The 20217-nt window shown below is 54.4% G+C and carries 32 protein-coding genes; 1 reads left to right on the forward strand and 31 read right to left on the reverse strand.

Going from position 1 to position 20217, the window contains the following annotated elements:
• Positions 1-168: 168 nt before the first annotated feature.
• Positions 169-699: a single-stranded DNA-binding protein gene (ssb, locus tag KO499_RS01395; RefSeq protein ID WP_215981972.1), complete on the reverse strand. Its 531-nt coding sequence runs from the start codon at positions 697-699 to the stop codon at positions 169-171.
• 58 nt (positions 700-757) lie between these two features.
• Entirely contained in the window at positions 758-2125 is a 1368-nt protein-coding gene (locus tag KO499_RS01400; RefSeq protein WP_215981973.1) for an MFS transporter, read from the reverse strand.
• A 185-nt stretch (positions 2126-2310) separates the two neighbouring features.
• On the opposite strand from KO499_RS01400, the gene uvrA reads away from it, so the two are divergent.
• A complete protein-coding gene (gene uvrA / locus KO499_RS01405; protein ID WP_215981974.1) occupies positions 2311-5133 on the forward strand; it encodes an excinuclease ABC subunit UvrA in 2823 nt (940 codons plus the stop codon).
• Positions 5134-5209: 76 nt separating this feature from the next.
• On the opposite strand, the gene rplQ is transcribed toward uvrA, so the two are convergent.
• The 29 genes from rplQ to tuf all read right to left on the reverse strand — a co-directional run bounded on the left by rplQ (position 5210) and on the right by tuf (position 20214).
• Positions 5210-5608: a 50S ribosomal protein L17 gene (gene rplQ, locus KO499_RS01410; protein WP_215981975.1), complete on the reverse strand. Its 399-nt coding sequence runs from the start codon at positions 5606-5608 to the stop codon at positions 5210-5212.
• Between the two features lie 33 nt (positions 5609-5641).
• On the reverse strand, positions 5642-6646 hold the full coding sequence (locus tag KO499_RS01415) for a DNA-directed RNA polymerase subunit alpha (protein ID WP_215981976.1): 1005 nt from the start codon (positions 6644-6646) through the stop codon (positions 5642-5644).
• 35 nt (positions 6647-6681) lie between these two features.
• Entirely contained in the window at positions 6682-7302 is a 621-nt protein-coding gene (gene rpsD, locus KO499_RS01420; protein WP_215981977.1) for a 30S ribosomal protein S4, read from the reverse strand.
• A gap of 18 nt (positions 7303-7320) precedes the next feature.
• A complete protein-coding gene (gene rpsK / locus KO499_RS01425) occupies positions 7321-7710 on the reverse strand; it encodes a 30S ribosomal protein S11 (protein WP_007153992.1) in 390 nt (129 codons plus the stop codon).
• Positions 7711-7723: 13 nt separating this feature from the next.
• Positions 7724-8080, reverse strand: coding sequence for a 30S ribosomal protein S13 (gene rpsM, locus KO499_RS01430; protein ID WP_008174904.1), 357 nt, complete (start codon positions 8078-8080; stop codon positions 7724-7726).
• A gap of 140 nt (positions 8081-8220) precedes the next feature.
• Positions 8221-8334, reverse strand: coding sequence for a 50S ribosomal protein L36 (gene rpmJ / locus KO499_RS01435; RefSeq protein WP_008174902.1), 114 nt, complete (start codon positions 8332-8334; stop codon positions 8221-8223).
• Positions 8335-8363: 29 nt separating this feature from the next.
• Positions 8364-9686, reverse strand: a complete 1323-nt coding sequence (secY, locus tag KO499_RS01440; protein ID WP_215981978.1) for a preprotein translocase subunit SecY — start codon at positions 9684-9686, stop codon at positions 8364-8366.
• 17 nt (positions 9687-9703) lie between these two features.
• Complete coding sequence (gene rplO / locus KO499_RS01445) at positions 9704-10138, reverse strand: 50S ribosomal protein L15 (RefSeq protein ID WP_215981979.1); 435 nt, start codon at positions 10136-10138, stop codon at positions 9704-9706.
• 1 nt (position 10139) lies between these two features.
• Entirely contained in the window at positions 10140-10328 is a 189-nt protein-coding gene (gene rpmD / locus KO499_RS01450; RefSeq protein WP_012139786.1) for a 50S ribosomal protein L30, read from the reverse strand.
• A 4-nt stretch (positions 10329-10332) separates the two neighbouring features.
• Complete coding sequence (gene rpsE, locus KO499_RS01455) at positions 10333-10833, reverse strand: 30S ribosomal protein S5 (protein ID WP_048497752.1); 501 nt, start codon at positions 10831-10833, stop codon at positions 10333-10335.
• Between the two features lie 12 nt (positions 10834-10845).
• Positions 10846-11193 carry a 50S ribosomal protein L18 gene (gene rplR / locus KO499_RS01460; protein WP_041341459.1) on the reverse strand — a complete coding sequence of 116 codons (348 nt, stop codon included), beginning with the start codon at positions 11191-11193 and terminating at the stop codon, positions 10846-10848.
• Between the two features lie 9 nt (positions 11194-11202).
• Positions 11203-11736 carry a 50S ribosomal protein L6 gene (gene rplF / locus KO499_RS01465; protein ID WP_215981980.1) on the reverse strand — a complete coding sequence of 178 codons (534 nt, stop codon included), beginning with the start codon at positions 11734-11736 and terminating at the stop codon, positions 11203-11205.
• A gap of 9 nt (positions 11737-11745) precedes the next feature.
• Positions 11746-12138, reverse strand: a complete 393-nt coding sequence (gene rpsH, locus KO499_RS01470) for a 30S ribosomal protein S8 (RefSeq protein WP_215981981.1) — start codon at positions 12136-12138, stop codon at positions 11746-11748.
• Between the two features lie 88 nt (positions 12139-12226).
• Positions 12227-12532, reverse strand: coding sequence for a 30S ribosomal protein S14 (gene rpsN / locus KO499_RS01475; RefSeq protein WP_008174884.1), 306 nt, complete (start codon positions 12530-12532; stop codon positions 12227-12229).
• A gap of 12 nt (positions 12533-12544) precedes the next feature.
• On the reverse strand, positions 12545-13084 hold the full coding sequence (gene rplE, locus KO499_RS01480; protein WP_215981982.1) for a 50S ribosomal protein L5: 540 nt from the start codon (positions 13082-13084) through the stop codon (positions 12545-12547).
• Positions 13085-13099: 15 nt separating this feature from the next.
• On the reverse strand, positions 13100-13420 hold the full coding sequence (gene rplX, locus KO499_RS01485; RefSeq protein ID WP_069185083.1) for a 50S ribosomal protein L24: 321 nt from the start codon (positions 13418-13420) through the stop codon (positions 13100-13102).
• Positions 13421-13437: 17 nt separating this feature from the next.
• The gene (gene rplN, locus KO499_RS01490) at positions 13438-13806 is read right to left on the reverse strand and encodes a 50S ribosomal protein L14 (protein WP_012139776.1); all 369 of its coding nucleotides are present in this window, start codon (positions 13804-13806) and stop codon (positions 13438-13440) included.
• An 18-nt stretch (positions 13807-13824) separates the two neighbouring features.
• Positions 13825-14091 carry a 30S ribosomal protein S17 gene (gene rpsQ, locus KO499_RS01495; protein WP_215981983.1) on the reverse strand — a complete coding sequence of 89 codons (267 nt, stop codon included), beginning with the start codon at positions 14089-14091 and terminating at the stop codon, positions 13825-13827.
• A 1-nt stretch (position 14092) separates the two neighbouring features.
• A complete protein-coding gene (gene rpmC / locus KO499_RS01500) occupies positions 14093-14284 on the reverse strand; it encodes a 50S ribosomal protein L29 (protein ID WP_215981984.1) in 192 nt (63 codons plus the stop codon).
• Positions 14284-14697 carry a 50S ribosomal protein L16 gene (rplP, locus tag KO499_RS01505; RefSeq protein ID WP_008174875.1) on the reverse strand — a complete coding sequence of 138 codons (414 nt, stop codon included), beginning with the start codon at positions 14695-14697 and terminating at the stop codon, positions 14284-14286. Before rplP ends, rpmC begins: the two co-directional genes overlap by 1 nt.
• Before the next feature lie 12 nt (positions 14698-14709).
• Positions 14710-15393 (reverse strand): 30S ribosomal protein S3, encoded by a 684-nt coding sequence (gene rpsC / locus KO499_RS01510; protein ID WP_008174872.1) that lies wholly within the window; start codon positions 15391-15393, stop codon positions 14710-14712.
• An 11-nt stretch (positions 15394-15404) separates the two neighbouring features.
• On the reverse strand, positions 15405-15737 hold the full coding sequence (rplV, locus tag KO499_RS01515; RefSeq protein WP_008174870.1) for a 50S ribosomal protein L22: 333 nt from the start codon (positions 15735-15737) through the stop codon (positions 15405-15407).
• 16 nt (positions 15738-15753) lie between these two features.
• Positions 15754-16029: a 30S ribosomal protein S19 gene (gene rpsS / locus KO499_RS01520; protein WP_007154011.1), complete on the reverse strand. Its 276-nt coding sequence runs from the start codon at positions 16027-16029 to the stop codon at positions 15754-15756.
• 23 nt (positions 16030-16052) lie between these two features.
• Positions 16053-16880, reverse strand: a complete 828-nt coding sequence (gene rplB / locus KO499_RS01525) for a 50S ribosomal protein L2 (RefSeq protein ID WP_215981985.1) — start codon at positions 16878-16880, stop codon at positions 16053-16055.
• A gap of 17 nt (positions 16881-16897) precedes the next feature.
• A complete protein-coding gene (rplW, locus tag KO499_RS01530) occupies positions 16898-17191 on the reverse strand; it encodes a 50S ribosomal protein L23 (RefSeq protein ID WP_041341428.1) in 294 nt (97 codons plus the stop codon).
• Positions 17188-17793: a 50S ribosomal protein L4 gene (rplD, locus tag KO499_RS01535; RefSeq protein ID WP_215981986.1), complete on the reverse strand. Its 606-nt coding sequence runs from the start codon at positions 17791-17793 to the stop codon at positions 17188-17190. Before rplD ends, rplW begins: the two co-directional genes overlap by 4 nt.
• Positions 17794-17804: 11 nt before the next feature.
• Positions 17805-18443, reverse strand: coding sequence for a 50S ribosomal protein L3 (gene rplC, locus KO499_RS01540; RefSeq protein ID WP_008174858.1), 639 nt, complete (start codon positions 18441-18443; stop codon positions 17805-17807).
• A 76-nt stretch (positions 18444-18519) separates the two neighbouring features.
• Positions 18520-18831, reverse strand: a complete 312-nt coding sequence (rpsJ, locus tag KO499_RS01545) for a 30S ribosomal protein S10 (RefSeq protein WP_004580743.1) — start codon at positions 18829-18831, stop codon at positions 18520-18522.
• Positions 18832-19017: 186 nt separating this feature from the next.
• The gene (gene tuf / locus KO499_RS01550; RefSeq protein ID WP_215981987.1) at positions 19018-20214 is read right to left on the reverse strand and encodes an elongation factor Tu; all 1197 of its coding nucleotides are present in this window, start codon (positions 20212-20214) and stop codon (positions 19018-19020) included.
• Positions 20215-20217: the final 3 nt, after the last annotated feature.

Consider the following 20217-nt stretch of genomic DNA (forward strand, 5'->3'; position numbering starts at 1 on the left):
CCGGGTTCGTTGATGTTTTGGGGCAGAACTCAGGTTCTGCCTTTTTTTCTTTCAGACCAGTCCAAGAGAAGTTAGAAACCCTCATCGAACAACGGTACAAACAATAAAAAGCCCTGAAAATTCAGGGCCATAAAAAATACCATCTAATCAATAATTCCCCGCCAAATCCTAGAAGGGAATATCATCATCAAAATCATCAACCGGCTCGGGCATACCGCCCTGTGACGGCTGGTTGCTGTAGCCGCCTGATTGAGGCTGCGGTGGTGGGTTGTTCTGCTGCCCTGCCGGCGCATTATAACCAGCCTGCTGCGGACGTCCCGCTGGCGCACCCTGATTCATGCCGCCCTCGCTACCCCGACTGTCAAGCATCTGCATCTGGCCATTGATATCGACCACCACTTCCGTGGTGTAAACGTCCTGACCTTCCTTGTTCTGCCACTTGCGGGTCTGCAGCTTGCCCTCGATGTAAACCTTCGACCCCTTGTGCAGGTACTGGCCGGCGACTTCGGCAATCTTGCCGAACATAACGACCCGATGCCACTCGGTCTTGGGAACCAACTGACCCGTCTGACGGTCCTTGTAGCTTTCATCTGTTGCAAGGTTCAGGTTCACCACGGCGTTGCCGTTGGGGGTGTAGCGGGTATCCGGGTCCTGCCCCAGATTACCGATAAGAATTACTTTGTTTACGCCTCGTGCCATGTTCTGCTCCTGACTCTGTTTTCAGGGACAACCCGCGTTCCTTGCGAGCTTCCGGATTTCAAGAATTGTTAGCCTGCCGGACAAACGAAAAGTCCGCAAGTAACGCTTCATCAAATTGTTGGCGATCCACCTTGAGATAGGCAGCAGCACCTTCCACAATGACTACATCTTTCACCCCTGGAAGGCGACGAAGATGGTCATCAATGTCTTCGTACTGGTCGTTCATGACCTGGTGCAACTGTACCACGAAACTGGTCGTGTAGCCGGGAGCAGGCATTGTGAAAGCCAGCAGCAACCATAGACCAAGCACCGAAACCATAAACCAGAGCACGCCCTGAATACCGGCTGCCTCCAGCAGGAAGCCACCCAACGCCCCCCCGAGGAACGCGCCCATGAACTGGGAGGTGGAATACACCCCCATCGCAGTACCTTTACTTGCCGCCGGTGCCTCCTTGCTGATCAGCGACGGCAGGCTGGCCTCAAGCAGATTGAAGGCCATGAAGAAGAAGAACAGTACGCACCAGGCCGCTATCAAGCTTCCTGATACACCGGACAACCCGGCAGTGGCCAGTGTCAGCAGCCCTATCGCTCCGCACAACACTGGCTTCATCTTGCGCTTTTTTTCACCAATGATGATAAAAGGCACCATCGCAAAGAAAGACGTCACCATGACACTCAGGTAAAACCACCAATGGGAACTGCTGGCAAGACCGAGCTGCTGCTGCAGCATTGAAGGAAATACCAGAAACAGAGCTGTCAGCACCAGATGCAGCGCGAAGATACCAAAGTCCAGCCTTAACAGACGGCCGTCGGAAACTACCCGGGCCAGCATACCCATGGCAGGATGGGTGTCGGCGCTTGTTTTATGTTGGTGCGGCGTCGGAACCAAACGATTGACGATTACCAACGCCACCACCGCAAGCGCCGCGGTAACATAGAAAATACCCGACAAGCCCCACAAGGCACCAAGTAAAGGCCCAAGGACCAGCGAGACCGAAAAGGATAACCCTATGGTAATCCCCACGGTCGCCATGGCCTTGGTGCGCTCTTCTTCCCGGGTGAGATCACTGAGCAGTGCCATCAGGACGCTGGCGATTGCTCCGGCTCCCTGAAGAATCCGACCGGCAATCACAACGTATATGGAATCCGTGGCGCCAGCTAGCAGGCTGCCCGCAGCAAAAAGCAATAGCCCGATGTAGATCATGCGCTTGCGACCAACCCGGTCCGACAGCATACCGAAAGGAATCTGCAACAGGGCCTGGCTGAGTCCGTATGCGCCAATGGCAAGACCGAGCAGGGCCGGAGTAGCACCCTTCAGGTCTTCACCCAGGAGCATGAACACCGGCATCACCATGAACAGTCCGAGCATGCGCATGGCATAAACAGACGCCAGGGCCATTACGGAGCGTTTTTCCAGCGCATTCATGGCAATTACGTACCTCAGCCGGGGTTGAAAGCGGTCAGATTGAGGGCAGATATCCCTCGCAGGCGGCGCATTGTAGCAGATGGTGCCCTATCGGGGGACCGCTCCCGAATGCCTGAAGTCATCATCATTTTCGCCGCAACAGGCCCAACGCGGTATAATTTCCGTTTTCATTTGAGCGAGGTGTTATGGACCATATCCAGATCAAAGGGGCACGAACCCACAACCTGAAGAACATCGACCTGGATATGCCTCGGGATAAGCTGATCGTGATCACCGGCCTCTCAGGTTCCGGTAAATCGTCCCTTGCATTCGACACACTCTATGCCGAAGGTCAACGCCGGTACGTGGAGTCTTTGTCCACCTACGCCCGCCAGTTTCTATCCATGATGGAGAAACCGGACGTCGACCATATTGAGGGCCTGTCGCCGGCCATTTCCATCGAACAGAAATCCACCTCCCATAATCCCCGCTCTACGGTCGGCACCATCACCGAAATTTACGACTACCTGCGCCTTCTTTTTGCCCGGGCAGGTGAGCCACGCTGTCCGGATCACGGCCAACCGTTGGAAGCTCAGACCATCAGCCAGATGGTGGATCAGGTACTGGCCATGCCTGAAGACAGCAAGCTGATGATCCTGGCGCCGGTAATCCGCGATCGCAAAGGGGAGCACCTGCAGGTTATTGAAACCATGCGCAGCCAGGGGTTCATCCGCCTGCGCGTGGACGGCACCGTCTACGACATTGACGATGTGCCGGCTCTGGACAAGAAACGCAAACACCAGATTGACGTAGTCGTCGACCGCTTCAAGGTCAAACCGGGACTTGAGCAGCGTCTGGCCGAGAGCTTTGAGACCGCCCTGGGTCTAGCCGAGGGAATTGCCCTGGTGGCGCCAATGGACGGCGAAGGCGAGGAACACACGTTTTCAGCCCTTTACGCCTGCACTCAGTGTGGCTATTCCCTGAGCGAACTTGAGCCCCGACTGTTTTCATTCAACAATCCAGCGGGTGCTTGCCCCACCTGCGACGGGCTCGGCGTCAAGCAGTTCTTTGACCCCGAGAAGATTGTCCAGCATCCGGAGGCAACACTTGCATCCGGGGCCATCAAGGGGTGGGACCGCCGGGCGGTTTATTACTTCCAGATGCTGGGCAGTGTCGCCGAACATTACGGCATTGACCTTGAGACAGCCTGGATAGACCTTCCCGAAGAGTTTCGGGAGGTTCTGCTGTTCGGCTCTGGTAGTGAGGACATCCCTTTTCGTTATGTGAACTCCCGGGGCCACATTATGGAAAAGGCCCACCCGTTCGAAGGCATCCTGCCCAACCTTGAACGCCGCTACCGGGAAACCGACTCCCAGAGCGTGCGCGAAGAGCTGGCCCGCAATCTGAGCACACAGCCCTGCAAACAATGTGGAGGGTCCCGCCTCCGCCAAAGCGCCCGACATGTTTTTATTGAAGAACACAATATTTCTGACCTGACGCACCTGCCCGTTGGAGAAGCGCATGATTACTTCGAAACCCTGGCGCTACCAGGCAGAAAAGGAGAAATAGCAGAAAAAATTCTGAAGGAAGTTCGTCAACGGCTGCAATTCCTGGTCAACGTGGGTCTGGAATACCTTACCCTGGAGCGCAGCGCCGACACCCTGTCCGGGGGTGAAGCCCAACGCATCCGCTTGGCAAGCCAGATTGGCGCCGGGCTCGTGGGCGTGATGTACATACTGGACGAACCCTCAATCGGGCTGCACCAGCGGGATAACGACCGACTGCTTGCCACCCTGACCCACCTCAGGGATCTGGGCAACACCGTAATTGTCGTGGAGCACGATGAAGACGCCATTCGTGCAGCGGATTATGTCATCGACATAGGGCCAGGCGCCGGCGTCCATGGCGGCCACGTCATCGGCCAGGGAACCCCTCAGCAGATCATCGACAACCCGGACTCACTAACAGGCCAGTACCTGAATGGCACCCGGGAAATTGCCATCCCCGAACAACGTAACAAAGGCAACGGCAAAACCCTAACTTTGTCAGGAGCGACCGGAAACAATCTGAAAGATGCCACGTTGAACCTGCCCCTGGGACTGATGACCTGCATTACCGGTGTCTCCGGGTCCGGCAAGTCGACACTGATCAACAGCACCCTCTACCCGGTCGCAGCCGCCAAGCTCAACAAGGCAACCAGCCTGAGCCACTCCCCCTACAAATCGCTCAAGGGGCTCGACCACCTGGATAAGGTCATCGACATTGATCAGAGCCCTATCGGTCGAACACCTCGATCCAACCCCGCCACCTACACCGGCCTGTTTACACCAATCCGTGAACTCTTTGCCGGCACCCAGGAAGCCCGGTCCCGGGGTTACAAACCCGGACGCTTCTCATTTAACGTAAAAGGCGGACGTTGCGAGGCATGCCAGGGTGACGGTGTAATAAAGGTGGAGATGCACTTTCTTCCGGATGTCTATGTTCCGTGTGATGTATGCAAGGGCAAGCGCTACAACCGGGAGACACTGGAGGTCCGCTACAAAGGCAAGAACATTAACGAGGTTCTGGAAATGACCGTTGAGGAAGGCCGCGAGTTTTTTGACGCCGTGCCTTTCCTGGCCCGTAAGCTTCAGACCCTGATCGATGTCGGCCTCTCCTATATCCGCCTGGGACAGAGCGCCGTCACGCTCTCGGGCGGCGAAGCCCAACGGGTAAAGCTGGCAAAAGAACTTTCCAAGCGCGATACCGGGAAAACCCTGTACATCCTGGATGAACCCACCACGGGCCTCCACTTTTATGACATCCAGCAGTTACTGAACGTTCTCGCGCGCCTGAAAGATCACGGCAACACGATAGTGGTCATCGAACACAACCTCGACGTAATCAAGACGGCTGACTGGATCATTGATCTCGGCCCCGAAGGTGGATCCGGCGGAGGCCAGATCATCGCCGAGGGTACACCCGAACATGTCGCCGAGAACCCCGCCTCACACACAGGCCGCTACCTGAAACCTATACTCCAGAGCTGACAAATCCGAAAGCCAGGCACAAAAAAACCGGGAACCTTTCGGAACCCGGTTTTTTTGTTGGCCGAAGCCGAGGAACTTACTCCTCGCCTTCGTCCACCTCTTCCGCTTCGATGTCCAGCGGACGGCCAACCAGCTCAACGAATGCCATAGGGGCATTGTCGCCAGCACGGAAGCCGCACTTCAGGATACGAAGGTAACCACCCGGACGCTCGCTATAACGGGGACCAAGCTCATCAAACAGCTTGGCAACCGCAGCATCGTCGCGAAGGCGAGCGAACGCCAGACGACGATTCGCTACCGAATCATTCTTGGAGAGCGTGATCAAAGGCTCAGCTACCCGACGAAGCTCTTTGGCTTTCGGCAGCGTTGTTTTGATCAGCTCGTGTTCAACCAGTGACGCAGTCATGTTACGGAACATGGCCTTGCGATGCGCACTGGTCCTGCTGAACTTACGACCACTCTTACGATGACGCATTGCTCTTATCCCTTACCTTAAACTAATCGGCGATTAACCGCCCAGAACCCGGTCGTCGCCACGAAGGCTAGCCGGTGGCCAGTTATCAAGACGCATTCCCAGTGACAGACCACGGGACGCAAGAACGTCCTTGATCTCGGTCAGCGACTTTTTACCAAGGTTAGGCGTCTTCAACAGCTCTACTTCTGTGCGCTGGATAAGATCGCCGATGTAGTAAATATTCTCAGCCTTCAAGCAGTTAGCTGAACGCACTGTCAATTCCAGATCATCGACCGGACGCAGCAGAATCGGATCAATTTCTTCCTCTTCCTCAACACGTTCGGGTTCTTTTTCATGATCGAAATCAACAAACACAGCAAGTTGTTGCTGGAGGATGGTCGCTGCCCGGCGAATCGCTTCTTCCGGATCAATCGTTCCATTCGTTTCCAGATCAATAACCAGCTTGTCCAGATCGGTACGCTGCTCAACCCGTGCACTTTCCACGGCGTAAGCGACACGACGAACCGGACTGAATGTCGCATCCAGTTGCAGGCGTCCGATAGCGCGAGTTTCATCCTCATCGAGACCACGCTGGTCTGCCGGCTCATAGCCGCGACCGCGGGCAACACGGAGACGCATATTCACTTCACCATTCGCGCTCAGGTGACAGATCACGTGCTCCGGGTTGGCAATCTCAACGTCATGATCCAGCTTGATATCACCGGCTGTCACAACGCCCGGGCCTTTCTTGCTAAGCGAAAGCTCGGCATCATCCCGACCGTTCATTTTTACGGCAACGCCTTTGAGATTCAGAAGAATCTCAATAACGTCTTCCTGGACACCCTCAATGGCGCTGTACTCGTGCAGGACACCGTCAATCTGCGCTTCAGTCACAGCGCAGCCCGGCATCGAAGACAACAGGATCCGGCGCAGTGCACTACCCAGGGTGTGCCCGAAGCCTCTTTCGAGAGGCTCCAGCGTGACCTTGGCACGCGTAGCGCTTGATTCCTTCACGTCAATGGTACGAGGTGTCAATAACTCATGTACTGAACGCTGCATAGACGCCCCTATCTGCTATCGTTGCTAACTGGGCTTTACTTGGAGTAAAGCTCGACGATGAGGTTCTCGTTGATGTCCGCCGGCAGTTCAGTACGCTCCGGTACTGACTGAAAAACTCCGGACATCTTGTTGGCGTCGACCTCTACCCAGCTCACCGGTGCACGGCTTGCAGACAGATCCAGCGCGCCTTTAACACGCAGCTGATTCTTCGCCTTTTCACGCACGCTCACAACATCACCCGGACGGACCTGATAGGACGGAATATTAACCGACTTGTCATTGACCAGGATCGCCTTGTGAGAGACGAGCTGACGGGCTTCTGCACGGGTAGAACCAAAGCCCATGCGATATACAACGTTATCGAGACGACCTTCCAGAAGCTGCAGCAGGTTTTCACCGGTTGCACCTTTGATACGGGCTGCCTCTTTGTAATAGTTGCGGAACTGCTTCTCCAGTACGCCGTAAATACGACGAACTTTTTGTTTCTCACGAAGCTGTACGCCGTACTCGGACAGACGACCGCGACGCGCGCCGTGCATACCCGGCGGAGTCTCGATGTTGCACTTTGAATCGAGCGCGCGAACACCGCTCTTCAGAAAAAGATCTGTCCCTTCACGACGAGACAGCTTGCACTTCGGGCCTATATAACGAGCCATAATTCACTGTCTCCTGTGTTAGACGCGGCGCTTCTTGGGCGGACGACAGCCGTTGTGGGGAATCGGCGTCACATCGGTGATGTTGGTGATCTTGTAGCCACACGCGTTCAGCGCGCGAACTGCAGACTCACGTCCGGGCCCAGGACCCTTAACCTCTACGTCCAGGTTTTTAAGGCCGTATTCAGCAGCCGCATTACCGGCTCTTTCAGCTGCTACCTGCGCAGCAAAAGGTGTACTCTTGCGTGACCCACGAAAACCGGAACCACCAGAAGTGGCCCAGGACAGGACGTTGCCCTGACGGTCAGAAATGGTCACGATAGTGTTGTTGAAGGACGCGTGAATGTGCGCGACGCCATCAACAACCGTCTTTTTCACCTTTTTACGGGTACGTGTACCTGGCTTTGCCATGATTGCCTACCTGTTACTTACGAATAGGTTTGCGTGGACCTTTACGGGTGCGTGCGTTGGTCTTGGTGCGCTGGCCACGGACCGGTAGTCCATGACGATGACGCAGACCACGGTGACATCCGAGATCCTTCAAACGCTTGATGTTCATCTGTACTTCGCGACGCAGATCGCCTTCGACAGACACCTTGCCCACTTCAGTACGAAGTGCTTCAAGCTGCTCGTCGCTCAGGTCCTTGACCTTAAGGTCCGGCTTTACACCGGTTGCGTCGCAAAGCTTCTGGGCTGTGGTCTTGCCAACACCAAAGATGTAGGTCAGCGAGACAACAGCATGTTTGTGATCGGGTATATTGACACCGGCTATACGTGCCATCCAAATTACTCCGCGTTCAAAGCTTTGCTGTGTGAATTTTCCGCCACAAAAAGGGCGCGAAATAATAGCGCCTGACCCCGTATGGAGTCAAGCGCCATTATTCCGAAACCCTACAGTGCCAAGAGCGATTCCTTTCAGAATCAACCCTGGCGCTGCTTGTGACGAGGCTCCGAGCAAATGACCCGTACCGAGCCATTGCGACGAATTACTTTGCAGTTACGGCAAATTTTCTTTACCGAAGCGCGTACTTTCATTGTCGACTCCAGTTTTCAAGGGGAACGGATTAACCGTTCCGACCATAGCCCTTGAGATTAGACTTCTTCATCAGAGACTCATACTGATGAGACATCAGGTGCGACTGAACCTGCGCCATGAAATCCATCACCACGACTACAACAATCAGCAGAGAGGTACCACCCAGATAGAACGGTACATTCCCGGCAACCATCAGGAACTGAGGAAACAGGGAAACTGCTGCAATGTACATTGCACCGAACAGCGTCAGACGCGTCAGAACACCATCGATATACTTGGCGGTCTGATCACCAGGACGAATGCCCGGAATAAACGCTCCAGAGCGCTTGAGGTTATCCGCAACTTCTTTCGGATTATACATCAACGCTGTATAGAAGAAGCAGAAGAAAACAACTGCCGCAGCAAACAGGATGATGTATAACGGCTGGCTAGGCGCAAGAGCCTGGGAGACATCGCTCAACCACTCCATTCCCTCACCCTGACCAAACCACTGCCCCAGTGACGCAGGGAACAGCAGGATAGACGAAGCGAAGATGGGAGGAATCACACCTGCCATATTCACCTTCAAGGGCAAATGACTGGACTGCTGAGCAAATACCCGGCGGCCTTGTTGGCGCTTGGCATAGTTAATCGTCAGCCTGCGCTGACCACGCTCCATGAACACCACGAAGCCGATCACCGCGATTGCAAGAGCGCCGATCCCCAATACAAGGAACACACTCATCTCGCCATTCCGGGCCTGCTCGAGCGTCTGACCGATAGCCCCGGGGAGCCCCGCGACGATCCCGGCAAAGATCAGCAGTGAAATGCCGTTTCCAACACCCCGCTCCGTAATCTGCTCGCCAAGCCACATCATGAACACAGCACCACTTACAAATGACACCACCGCCACAAAGTGGAAGCTGAAGCTGTCATTGAAAGTGACACCCTGAGATGCCAGACCGACCGAAATACCAAAGCCCTGAACCAGGGCCAGGATAACCGTACCATACCGCGTATATTGGCTAATCTTGCGACGCCCTGCTTCGCCTTCCTTTTTCAGCTGCTCAAGCTGCGGACTGACCGCAGTCATGAGCTGCATGATAATAGAAGCCGAGATATACGGCATGATACCGAGAGCGAAGATACTCATGCGCTCAAGCGCACCACCGGAAAACATGTTGAACATGCTCAGGATTGTGCCCTGGTTCTGTTCAAACAGTGCCGCCAGACGGTCGGGGTTGATGCCCGGCACCGGTATGTGGGCACCGATCCGGTACACCAGCAATGCCAGGAAGACAAACCAGAGCCGTGATCGTAGCTCCGCCAGTCCTTTACCCGCGCCCGCAGGCAATGATGCGTTCTTGGCCATTTAGTCCTCGACTCGCCTTAGTCTTCGACTTTACCACCCGCGGCAGAAATTGCCTCGCGCGCGCCTTTGGTTACCCGAAGTCCCTTAACGGTTACGGCCCGGCTCAGTTCGCCAGACAGGATAACCTTGGCATCGCGAATCTCTTCGCGAATGATGTCCGCCTTCTTCAGGGCTTCCAGATCAACCACATCACCGTCTACTTTCGCCAGTTCGTTCAGGCGAATTTCAGCAACGTAGCGCTGCTGACGGGACGTGAAGCCAAACTTCGGCAGACGACGGGCCAACGGCTGCTGACCACCCTCGAAACCGGGAGCGACACTGCCACCGGAACGGGCTTTCAGACCTTTGTGACCGCGACCACCTGTTTTACCGAGACCGCTACCGATACCACGACCAACGCGCTTTGGCGCTTGGCGTGAACCGGGCTCCGGACTAAGTTCGTTAAGACGCATCTTAGTTCTCCTCAACCCGAACCAGGTAATCAACCCGGTTGATCATGCCGCGGATAGAAGGAGTGTCTTCCACTTCCACGGTGTGACCGATTTTACGAAGACCCAGGCCCTTAACACACAGTTTGTGCTTGGGCTGGCAGCCGATGGGGCTGCGGGTCAGAGTTACTTTGATCGTTTTTGCGTTCGCCATGACTTCAACCCAGAATCTCTTCCACGGTCTTACCGCGCTTGGCTGCAATATCTTCAGGCGCTTGCGTTGCCTGGAGACCCTTGATGGTGGAACGTACCACGTTCACCGGGTTGGTAGACCCGTAACACTTGGACAGTACGTTCTGAACACCCGCTACTTCGAGCACTGCACGCATCGCGCCACCGGCGATGATTCCAGTACCTTCGGACGCAGGCTGCATGTAGACCTTGGAGCCGCCATGCTGAGCCTTGACCGGGTATTGCAGGGTAGTACCGTCAAGCGGGACATCTACCATGTTCTTGCGTGCAGCTTCCATGGCCTTCTGGATAGCAACTGGCACTTCACGCGCCTTGCCACGACCGAAACCTACGCGACCTTTACCATCACCCACTACAGTCAGTGCGGTGAAGGCGAAAATACGGCCACCTTTAACAACTTTGGCGACACGATTGACCTGAACCAGCTTTTCCTGGAGCTCAGGCGCCTTCTGTTCGTTAACGCTCATCTTCTCCACCTCTTAGAATTGCAAGCCAGCTTCACGGGCTGCATCTGCCAGAGCCTGAATACGGCCGTGATAACGGTAACCGGAGCGGTCAAAAGCAACCTGCTCTACACCTGCTGCCTTGGCTCGCTCAGCAATCAGCTGACCAACCTTCTTGGCAGCGTCCACGTTACCGGTTGCACCCTGGCGCAGTTCCTTATCCAACGTGGAGGCAGAAGCCAGCACTTTGCTGCCATCTGCTGTCGTAACCTGGGCGTACATGTGACGTGGAGTGCGATGAACACACAGACGATTAGTACCCAGCTCACGGATCTTCATGCGCACCTTGCGTGCGCGACGCAATCTTTCGTTATTCGCGCTCATAGTCCCGCCTTATTTCTTCTTGGCTTCTTTGCGTCTGACCTGCTCATCCGCATAACGAACACCCTTACCCTTATAAGGCTCGGGCGGACGGAACGCGCGAACTTCCGCAGCGACCTGGCCAACCTGTTGCTTGTCGATACCGCGAATCACAACTTCCGTATTGGACGGAGTTTCTACGGTAATCCCCTCGGGCAGCTCATACTCGACCGGGTGTGAAAAACCCAGCGTAAGATTGAGCTTCTTACCTTGCGCCTGGGCACGGTAACCTACGCCCGTCAGCTGGAGTTTACGCTCCCAGCCTGTGGTAACACCGGTCACCATGTTGTTGACCAATGCACGAGTAGTACCAGCAAGAGCGCGGGACTTTGTTGCACCATCGCGAGCCGCAAAGCGCAGAACGTTTTCTTCCTGCTTTACTTCAACCGCTTGGTGAATGGTGAATTGAAGCGCTCCCTTGGAGCCCTTCACATTAATTTCCTGTCCGTTCAGCTTAACCTCAACACCGGAAGGCAGCACGACAGGATTATTGGCAACCCTGGACATGTGTATCTCCTAGAATACGGTGCAGATGACTTCGCCACCCACGCCAGCAGCTCGTGCGGCGCGGTCTGTCATAACGCCCTTGGACGTTGAGACAATCGCGACTCCCAGACCACCGGATACTTTCGGCAGTTCCCCAGCGCCTTTGTATTGGCGCAGACTCGGACGGCTGACCCGTTTGATCTCTTCAATAACCGGCTTGCCGCCGAAATATTTCAGAGTAATCGTCAGCTCGGGCTTCACGTCGGCTGAAACGGAGAAATCGTCTACGTAACCCTCGTCCTTCAGGACCTGGGCTACAGAGATCTTCATTTTTGAAGACGGCATCGTAACATCTGCTTTTGATGCCATCTGAGCATTACGGATACGGGTAATCATATCCGCAAGCGTGTCTTGCATACTCATTGGTATGAGGCTCCTGATCTTTTTAGTTGTGCAGCGGCGTGCCGCACCGCTTACCAACAGGCACCTGACCGAAGTCAGGGTGCCTATCTTACCAGCTTGCCTTAGTCAGGCCCGGAACGTCACCGCGCATGCCGTATTCACGGAGTTTAATCCGTGAAAGCTCGAACTTGCGCAGAACGCCGTGGGGACGACCAGTCACCTGGCAACGATTACGAAGACGCGAAGGAGAAGCATCGCGAGGAAGCTGCTGGAGCTTCATCTGTGCATCCCAACGGTCATCATCGCTGGTATTCGGGTTCTTAATAATCGCCTTGAGCTCTGCACGCTTCGCTGCAAACTTCGCAACGGTCTTTTCGCGCTTGAGCTCACGGTTTTTCATGGAAACCTTAGCCATTACACTCGTTCCTTATTTCTTGAACGGAAAGCCGAAGGCTTTCAACAGTTCGCGACCTTCATCGTCGGTACCGGCAGTGGTGGTAATGGTGATGTCCAGACCACGGATCTTGTCGACCTTGTCGTACTCGATCTCAGGGAAAATGATCTGCTCACGCACACCCATGCTGTAGTTACCGCGGCCGTCGAACGACTTGGGATTCAGACCACGGAAGTCACGAATGCGGGGAACCGCAATGTGAACCAGGCGATCAAAGAAATCCCACATACGCTCACCGCGCAGGGTAACCTTACAACCGATCGGCCAACCTTCACGGATTTTAAAACCCGCTACGGATTTACGAGCCTTGGTAACAACAACCTTCTGACCTGCCAGACGCTCAAGATCTGCGACGGCATTCTCGATCAACTTCTTGTCACCAACCGCTTCGCCGACACCCATGTTAAGGGTAATCTTTTCGATACGGGGCACCTGCATGATGTTCTTGTAGCCGAACTCTTTCTGCAGGGCGGGTACCACTTCCTGACTGTATTGCTCTTTGCTGTTAAGCATCGTAACCACCACCGCTTACTGGTTATCGACAGCTTCGTTCGTGGACTTAAAGATCCGCACTTTCGCGCCGTCTTCCTTGATCTGGAAGCCTACACGATCGGCTTTGCCGGTCTGCGGATTAAAAATAGCCACGTTGGAAGCCTGGATAGGCGCTTCTTTTTCGACGATGCCACCTGGGGTGCCCAGCATCGGGTTTGGCTTGGTGTGCTTCTTGATCATGTTGATCCCAGAAACAACCATGCGGCCATCGTCCTGAACCTTCAGGACTTTACCACGTTTGCCTTTATCTTTCCCCGTGGTGACGATTACTTCGTCATCTCGTTTGATCTTTTTCATAACCGGCCTCTGGTCCTTTAAAGTACTTCGGGTGCCAGTGAGATAATTTTCATGAACTTCTCATTTCGCAGTTCACGGGTAACCGGTCCGAAGATACGGGTACCAATAGGAGCGTCCTGATTGTTCAGAAGTACTGCCGCGTTTCCGTCGAAACGGATCAGCGAACCGTCGGGACGACGTACACCCTTACGAGTGCGCACCACGACAGCTTTCAGGACCTGGCCTTTCTTCACCTTACCGCGGGGGATGGCTTCCTTTACGGTCACCTTGATGACATCCCCAACGCTGGCATAACGCCTGTGTGAACCGCCCAGGACCTTGATGCACATCACCTGACGCGCACCGCTGTTATCCGCGACTTCAAGCATTGTTTGAGTCTGAATCATGGTTGTTCTCCGGGCGAATTACACCTTAGATGCACGTTCGATGACTTCCACCAGGGCCCAACTCTTGGTCTTCGAGACCGGACGGGTTTCCTGGATGGTCACAGTGTCACCAATGTTGCACTGATTGCTCTCATCGTGAGCGTGGATCTTGGTTGAACGTTTCATGTACTTACCGTACAGCGGGTGTTTCACCTGACGCTCGACCAGCACCACAATGGACTTCTCCATCTTGTTGCTCACGACCTTGCCGCTCAGAGTTCTGGCAGTTTGGGTAGCTTCGGTCATGTCACTGTCCTGCCTTTTCATTCAATACTGTTTTCACGCGAGCAATTTCGCGCTTCACCTTGCCGAGAAGGTGAGACTGATTCAGCTGACCCGTCGCCTTGCGCATGCGCAGGTTGAACTGCTCCTTCAGGAGGTCGATCAGCTTGTTGTTCAGCTCCTCGACTGACTTATCACGCAGCTCTGTTGCTTTCATCACATCACCGTCCTCGTTACAAAGGTGGTCTGTACCGGCAGTTTGGCCGCTGCGAGAGTGAATGCGTCACGAGCGATTTCCTCGGAAACACCTTCCATCTCGTAGAGCATGCGGCCCGGCTGAATCTCAGCCACCCAATACTCGACAGAACCTTTACCTTTACCCATTCGAACTTCAAGCGGCTTACCAGTAATCGGCTTGTCCGGGAATACCCGGATCCAGATTTTACCGCCCCGTTTGATGCGGCGAGTCATGGTACGACGCGCTGCCTCAATCTGACGCGCAGTTATACGCCCACGACTGGTAGCCTTCAATCCGTATTCACCGAAGCTCACCTTGTTAGCGCGGTGAGCAAGACCAGTGTTACGGCCTTTCATTACCTTTCGGAATTTGGTGCGTTTTGGTTGCAGCATAAGAGTGCCCCTTTACTTAGAACCTTTCTTCCCAGAGGCTTTCTTGTCAGCACGGACCTGTTCCATACCGCCAAGAATCTCACCTTTGAAGATCCATACCTTGACGCCGATTACGCCGTAAGTGGTATGCGCTTCGTAGGTTGCGTAATCAATATCTGCACGCAATGTGTGCAGCGGAACACGACCTTCGCGATACCACTCGGAACGCGCAATTTCAGCACCCCCGAGACGACCGCCGACCTGGATCTTGATACCCTTGGCACCCTGGCGCATAGCGTTCTGAACCGCGCGCTTCATAGCGCGACGGAACATCACACGACGCTCCAGCTGGCCGGCAACGTTTTGCGCTACCAGGCGGGCATCGAGGTCCGGCTTGCGGACTTCTTCGATGTTGATGTGCACAGGCACACCCATCATGTCGCTGACTTCACGACGCAGACGATCAACATCTTCACCCTTCTTACCGATAACAATACCGGGACGGGCAGTATGGATCGTGATACGGGCGTTCTGAGCAGGGCGCTCGATCACAATCTTGCTGACAGACGCCTTAACCAGACGCTTGTCAAGGAACTCACGAACCTGAATGTCATTCAGCAGGTTCTTGGAGTATTCCTTCTTATCGGCATACCAGACTGAGTTGTGCTCTTTGATCACACCCAGGCGAATGCCGGTTGGATTTACTTTATGACCCATCTGAGCATCTCCTACTTGTCGGCGACCTTGACGGTGATATGGCAGGTGCGCTTGAAAATTCGATCAGCGCGCCCCTTGGCTCGAGCTTTGATTCGCTTGAGCGTCGGACCCTCATCCACCATTACGGTGGAAACCCGCAGTTCGTCAACGTCCAGACCTTCGTTATGCTCAGCGTTGGCGATGGCGGATTCAAGAGCTTTCTTGATCACGACCGCCGCCTTCTTCGGGCTGAAAGTCAGAATGTTCAGGGCATCCTCAACAGCCTTGCCACGTACTTGGTCAGCGACAAGACGTGCTTTCTGAGCTGAGAGGTTAGCGCCCTTATACTTGGCTGCTACTTCCATTTCGATTACCTCAGAATCAGCGTTTAGCTTTCTTGTCGGCCGCATGACCACGATAAGTACGCGTTGCCGCGAACTCACCCAGTTTATGTCCTACCATATCTTCGGTGACATAAACCGGCACGTGCTGCTTGCCGTTGTGGACTGCAATGGTCAGGCCTACCATCTCCGGAAATACTGTTGACCGGCGGGACCAGGTTTTGATCGGTCGCTTGTCGTTAGCTTCCAGAGCTGCCTCGACCTTCTTCAACAGATGCAGGTCTATAAAAGGACCTTTCTTTAAAGAACGTGGCACAGCAATTACCTCTATGTAGTCGTTTACTTGGCCGAACGACGACGCACTATCATCTTATCAGTACGCTTGTTCTTACGAGTCTTATGCCCTTTGGTCGGAACACCCCACGGAGTAACCGGGTGACGCCCGCCAGAGGTACGCCCTTCACCACCACCATGCGGGTGGTCAACTGGGTTCATAGCAACACCACGTACTGTTGGCCGTTTGCCGCGCCAACGTGATGCACCCGCTTTACCAAGCTGCTTGAGACTGTGCTCGCTGTTGGATACTTCACCCAGCGTTGCACGGCAATCTACAAGCACCTTACGCATTTCACCTGAGCGCAGGCGGATGGTGGCGTATGCACCTTCCCGAGCAACCAGCTGTACGGATGCGCCCGCAGAGCGAGCCAGCTGAGCACCTTTGCCAGGCTTGAGTTCGACGCAATGGATAACGGAACCAACCGGAATATTCCGGATAGGAAGCGTGCTACCCACCTTGATTGGTGCGTCGATACCGGAGCGCACAGGATCACCAATCTGCATACCTTTGGGAGCGATAATGTAACGACGCTCGCCATCGGCATACTTCAACAGTGCGATGTGCGCAGAGCGGTTCGGATCGTATTCGAGGCGCTCGATAACCGCCGGAATACCATCTTTAGTCCGCTTAAAATCGATAACGCGGTAGTGTTTCTTGTGACCACCACCCGTGTGACGGGTTGTAATGCGGCCTACATTGTTACGACCACCCGTCTTGTTCTTTCTTTCTACCAACGGCTCGTATGGGCGCCCAGTGTGCAGATCCGGGTTGTAAAGCTTTACAACGTGACGGCGTCCGGCAGATGTTGGCTTGGTTTTGACGATCGGCATATTACGACCCCTTTACCTTATTCCACATCCAGAAAATCGATGTCCTGACCTTCTGCCAGCTTGACGTAAGCCTTACGAATGTCATTACGCTTGCCGAACCCGCGGATAGTACGCTTGAGCTTACCCTTGCGGTTCAGAACCTGAACACCTTCTACGGTGACGTTGAACAGCTGCTCAACGGCTTTCTTGATCTCGGGCTTGGTTGCATCCGGGGCAACCCGGAATACTACCTGGCCGTGCTCGGCCACCAGAGAAGCTTTTTCAGATACGTGCGGCCCAAGCAGGACCTTGTAAATACGTTCCTGATTCATCCCAGCATCTCCTCGATCTTCTTCAGAGCGGGAACGGTCACAACGACCTTCTCGAACGCAACCAGGCTCACCGGATCCAGACCAGCAATATCGCGCACATCAACATGCGGAATATTACGTGAGGCCAGATGCAGGTTCTGCTCGACGCTGTCGGACAGAATCAGCGCATTGGTCACACCGATATCCTTCAGTTTCGCATTAAATGCCTTGGTCTTAGGGCTATCAACGTTCATCTCGTCGACAACAACCAGGCGCTCTTGGCGAACCAGCTCGGAAAAAATGGAGCGCATCGCTGCGCGGTACATTTTGCGGTTAACCTTTTGCTCAAAGCCACGCGGCTTTGCTGCAAAGGTAACACCACCAGAACGCCAGATCGGACTACGAATAGTACCGGCACGAGCACGACCGGTGCCCTTCTGACGCCATGGCTTCTTACCGCCACCGCTAACTTCGGAACGCGTCTTCTGAGCCTTGGTACCCTGACGCGCACCTGCCATATAGGCAGTTACCACCTGGTGAACCAGCGACTCGTTAAAATCTTTGGCGAATGCAGCGTCGGAAACAGAGATTCCTTTGCCGCTACCTGTAATAGTCAATTCCATCGCACCGCTCCTCAGGCTTTAACTGCAGGCTTGATGACAACATCGCCGCCAGTTGCGCCGGGGACGGCACCACTTACCAGCAGCAGGTTGCGCTCGGCGTCGACACGGACAATCTTCAGGTTCTGCACAGTTACCTGAGCATTACCCATCTGGCCCGCCATCTTTTTGCCCTTGAATACCTTGCCCGGAGTCTGGTTCTGACCAATGGAACCCGGTGCACGGTGAGACAGAGAGTTACCGTGAGTGGCATCCTGCATGGAGAAGTTCCAGCGCTTTACGCCGCCCTGGAAGCCCTTACCCTTGGACTGACCGATGGCATCAACCACCTGACCGTCTTCGAATACAGAAGCCGTAATCTCGCCACCAGCGGCAAGATCTTCACCTTCACCATCAGCAAGACGGAACTCCCACATGCCACGACCGGCTTCAACGCCAGCCTTCGCAAAGTGGCCCGCTTCACTCTTGGTAACACGAGAGGAACGACGAGTACCGACTGTCACCTGAACGGCGCGGTAGCCATCGCTTTCAAGAGTTTTCAGTTGGGTAATGCGGTTAGGTTCAACCTCGATTACCGTTACGGGCAGCGCCTGCCCGTCTTCCGTAAAAATACGGGTCATACCGGCCTTACGACCGACAACACCAATTGCCATGTTTCACCTCTTAAGTGTACGGGGCTCTCACCCTCTATGGCCTTATGACAGTTACACAGACTAATACCGGGCGGTATTAGCCGAGGCTGATCTGAACGTCTACACCTGCTGCCAGGTCCAACTTCATCAAAGCATCTACTGTCTTTTCCGTCGGCTCAACAATGTCGAGCAAACGCTTATGCGTACGAATTTCATACTGATCACGCGCGTCTTTATTGACGTGCGGAGAAATCAACACAGTGTACTTTTCCTTCCGCGTCGGCAGAGGGATAGGACCACGCACCTGAGCGCCGGTCCGCTTAGCAGTATCGACAATCTCCTGCGTGGACTGGTCGATCAGGCGATAATCAAACGCCTTCAACCGAATTCGAATTTTTTGGCTTTGCATGATGCACCAAACTCCACTCGTAGCAGCTACTAGTTAGCCGACCTTCAAAAAAAAGGAGCCGCATTGTATGCATAATACCCAACCCTGTCAACAGCTATGCTAATTGACCGGGCCAGGTGAGCTTTGCGACTGAAACAGAAAAAGGGGCTGAAGAATCAGCCCCTTTTTCCTGATCAAACGAGCGGATTACTCGATGATCTTGGCAACTACACCGGCACCAACGGTACGGCCACCTTCGCGAATCGCGAAGCGCAGACCATCTTCCATGGCGATCGGAGCAATCAGGGTAACACTCATCTTGACGTTGTCACCCGGCATTACCATTTCCACACCTTCCGGCAGCTCGCAAGAACCGGTTACGTCGGTGGTACGGAAGTAGAACTGCGGACGGTAGCCCTTGAAGAACGGAGTATGACGACCACCTTCTTCTTTGCTCAGTACGTATACTTCACATTCGAACTTGGTGTGCGGCTTGATGGAGCCTGGTACACACAGAACCTGACCACGCTCAACGTCGTCACGCTTGGTACCACGCAGCAGAACACCAACGTTCTCACCAGCACGACCTTCGTCCAGCAGCTTGCGGAACATCTCAACACCGGTACAAGTGGTCTTCACGGTATCCTTGATACCAACGATTTCCACTTCGTCACCAACTTTGATGATGCCACGCTCAACACGACCGGTTACAACCGTACCACGACCAGAGATAGAGAAGACGTCCTCAATCGGCATCAGGAACGGCTGATCAATCGCACGCTCCGGCTCAGGAATGTAGTCATCCAGAGCTTCTACCAGCTTCTTGACAGCGGTAGTACCCATCTCGTTGTCGTCTTTGCCTTCCAGGGCCATCAGCGCAGAACCGGTTACGATCGGAGTGTCGTCGCCCGGGAAGTCGTACTGACTCAGCAGGTCACGAACTTCCATCTCGACCAGCTCGAGCAGCTCTTCGTCATCAACCATGTCCGCCTTGTTCAGGAACACGACGATAAAAGGTACGCCAACCTGACGTGACAGCAGGATGTGCTCGCGAGTCTGCGGCATGGGGCCGTCAGCTGCGGAACAAACCAGGATAGCGCCGTCCATCTGCGCCGCACCAGTGATCATATTCTTCACATAGTCAGCGTGACCCGGGCAGTCTACGTGCGCGTAGTGACGGGTCGGAGAATCGTACTCAACGTGGGAAGTCGCGATAGTGATACCACGAGCCTTCTCTTCCGGAGCATTATCGATCTGGTCAAACGCGCTGGCCGTACCTGTACCCCAAACTTCGTGACATACACGAGTCAGAGCGGCGGTCAGAGTGGTTTTACCATGGTCTACGTGACCAATGGTGCCTACGTTCAAGTGCGGTTTACTACGCTCAAATTTTTCTTTAGACACGGT

It is taken from the genome of Marinobacter sp. F3R08 (assembly GCF_018860425.1).
Classification (GTDB): Bacteria; Pseudomonadota; Gammaproteobacteria; order Pseudomonadales; family Oleiphilaceae; genus Marinobacter.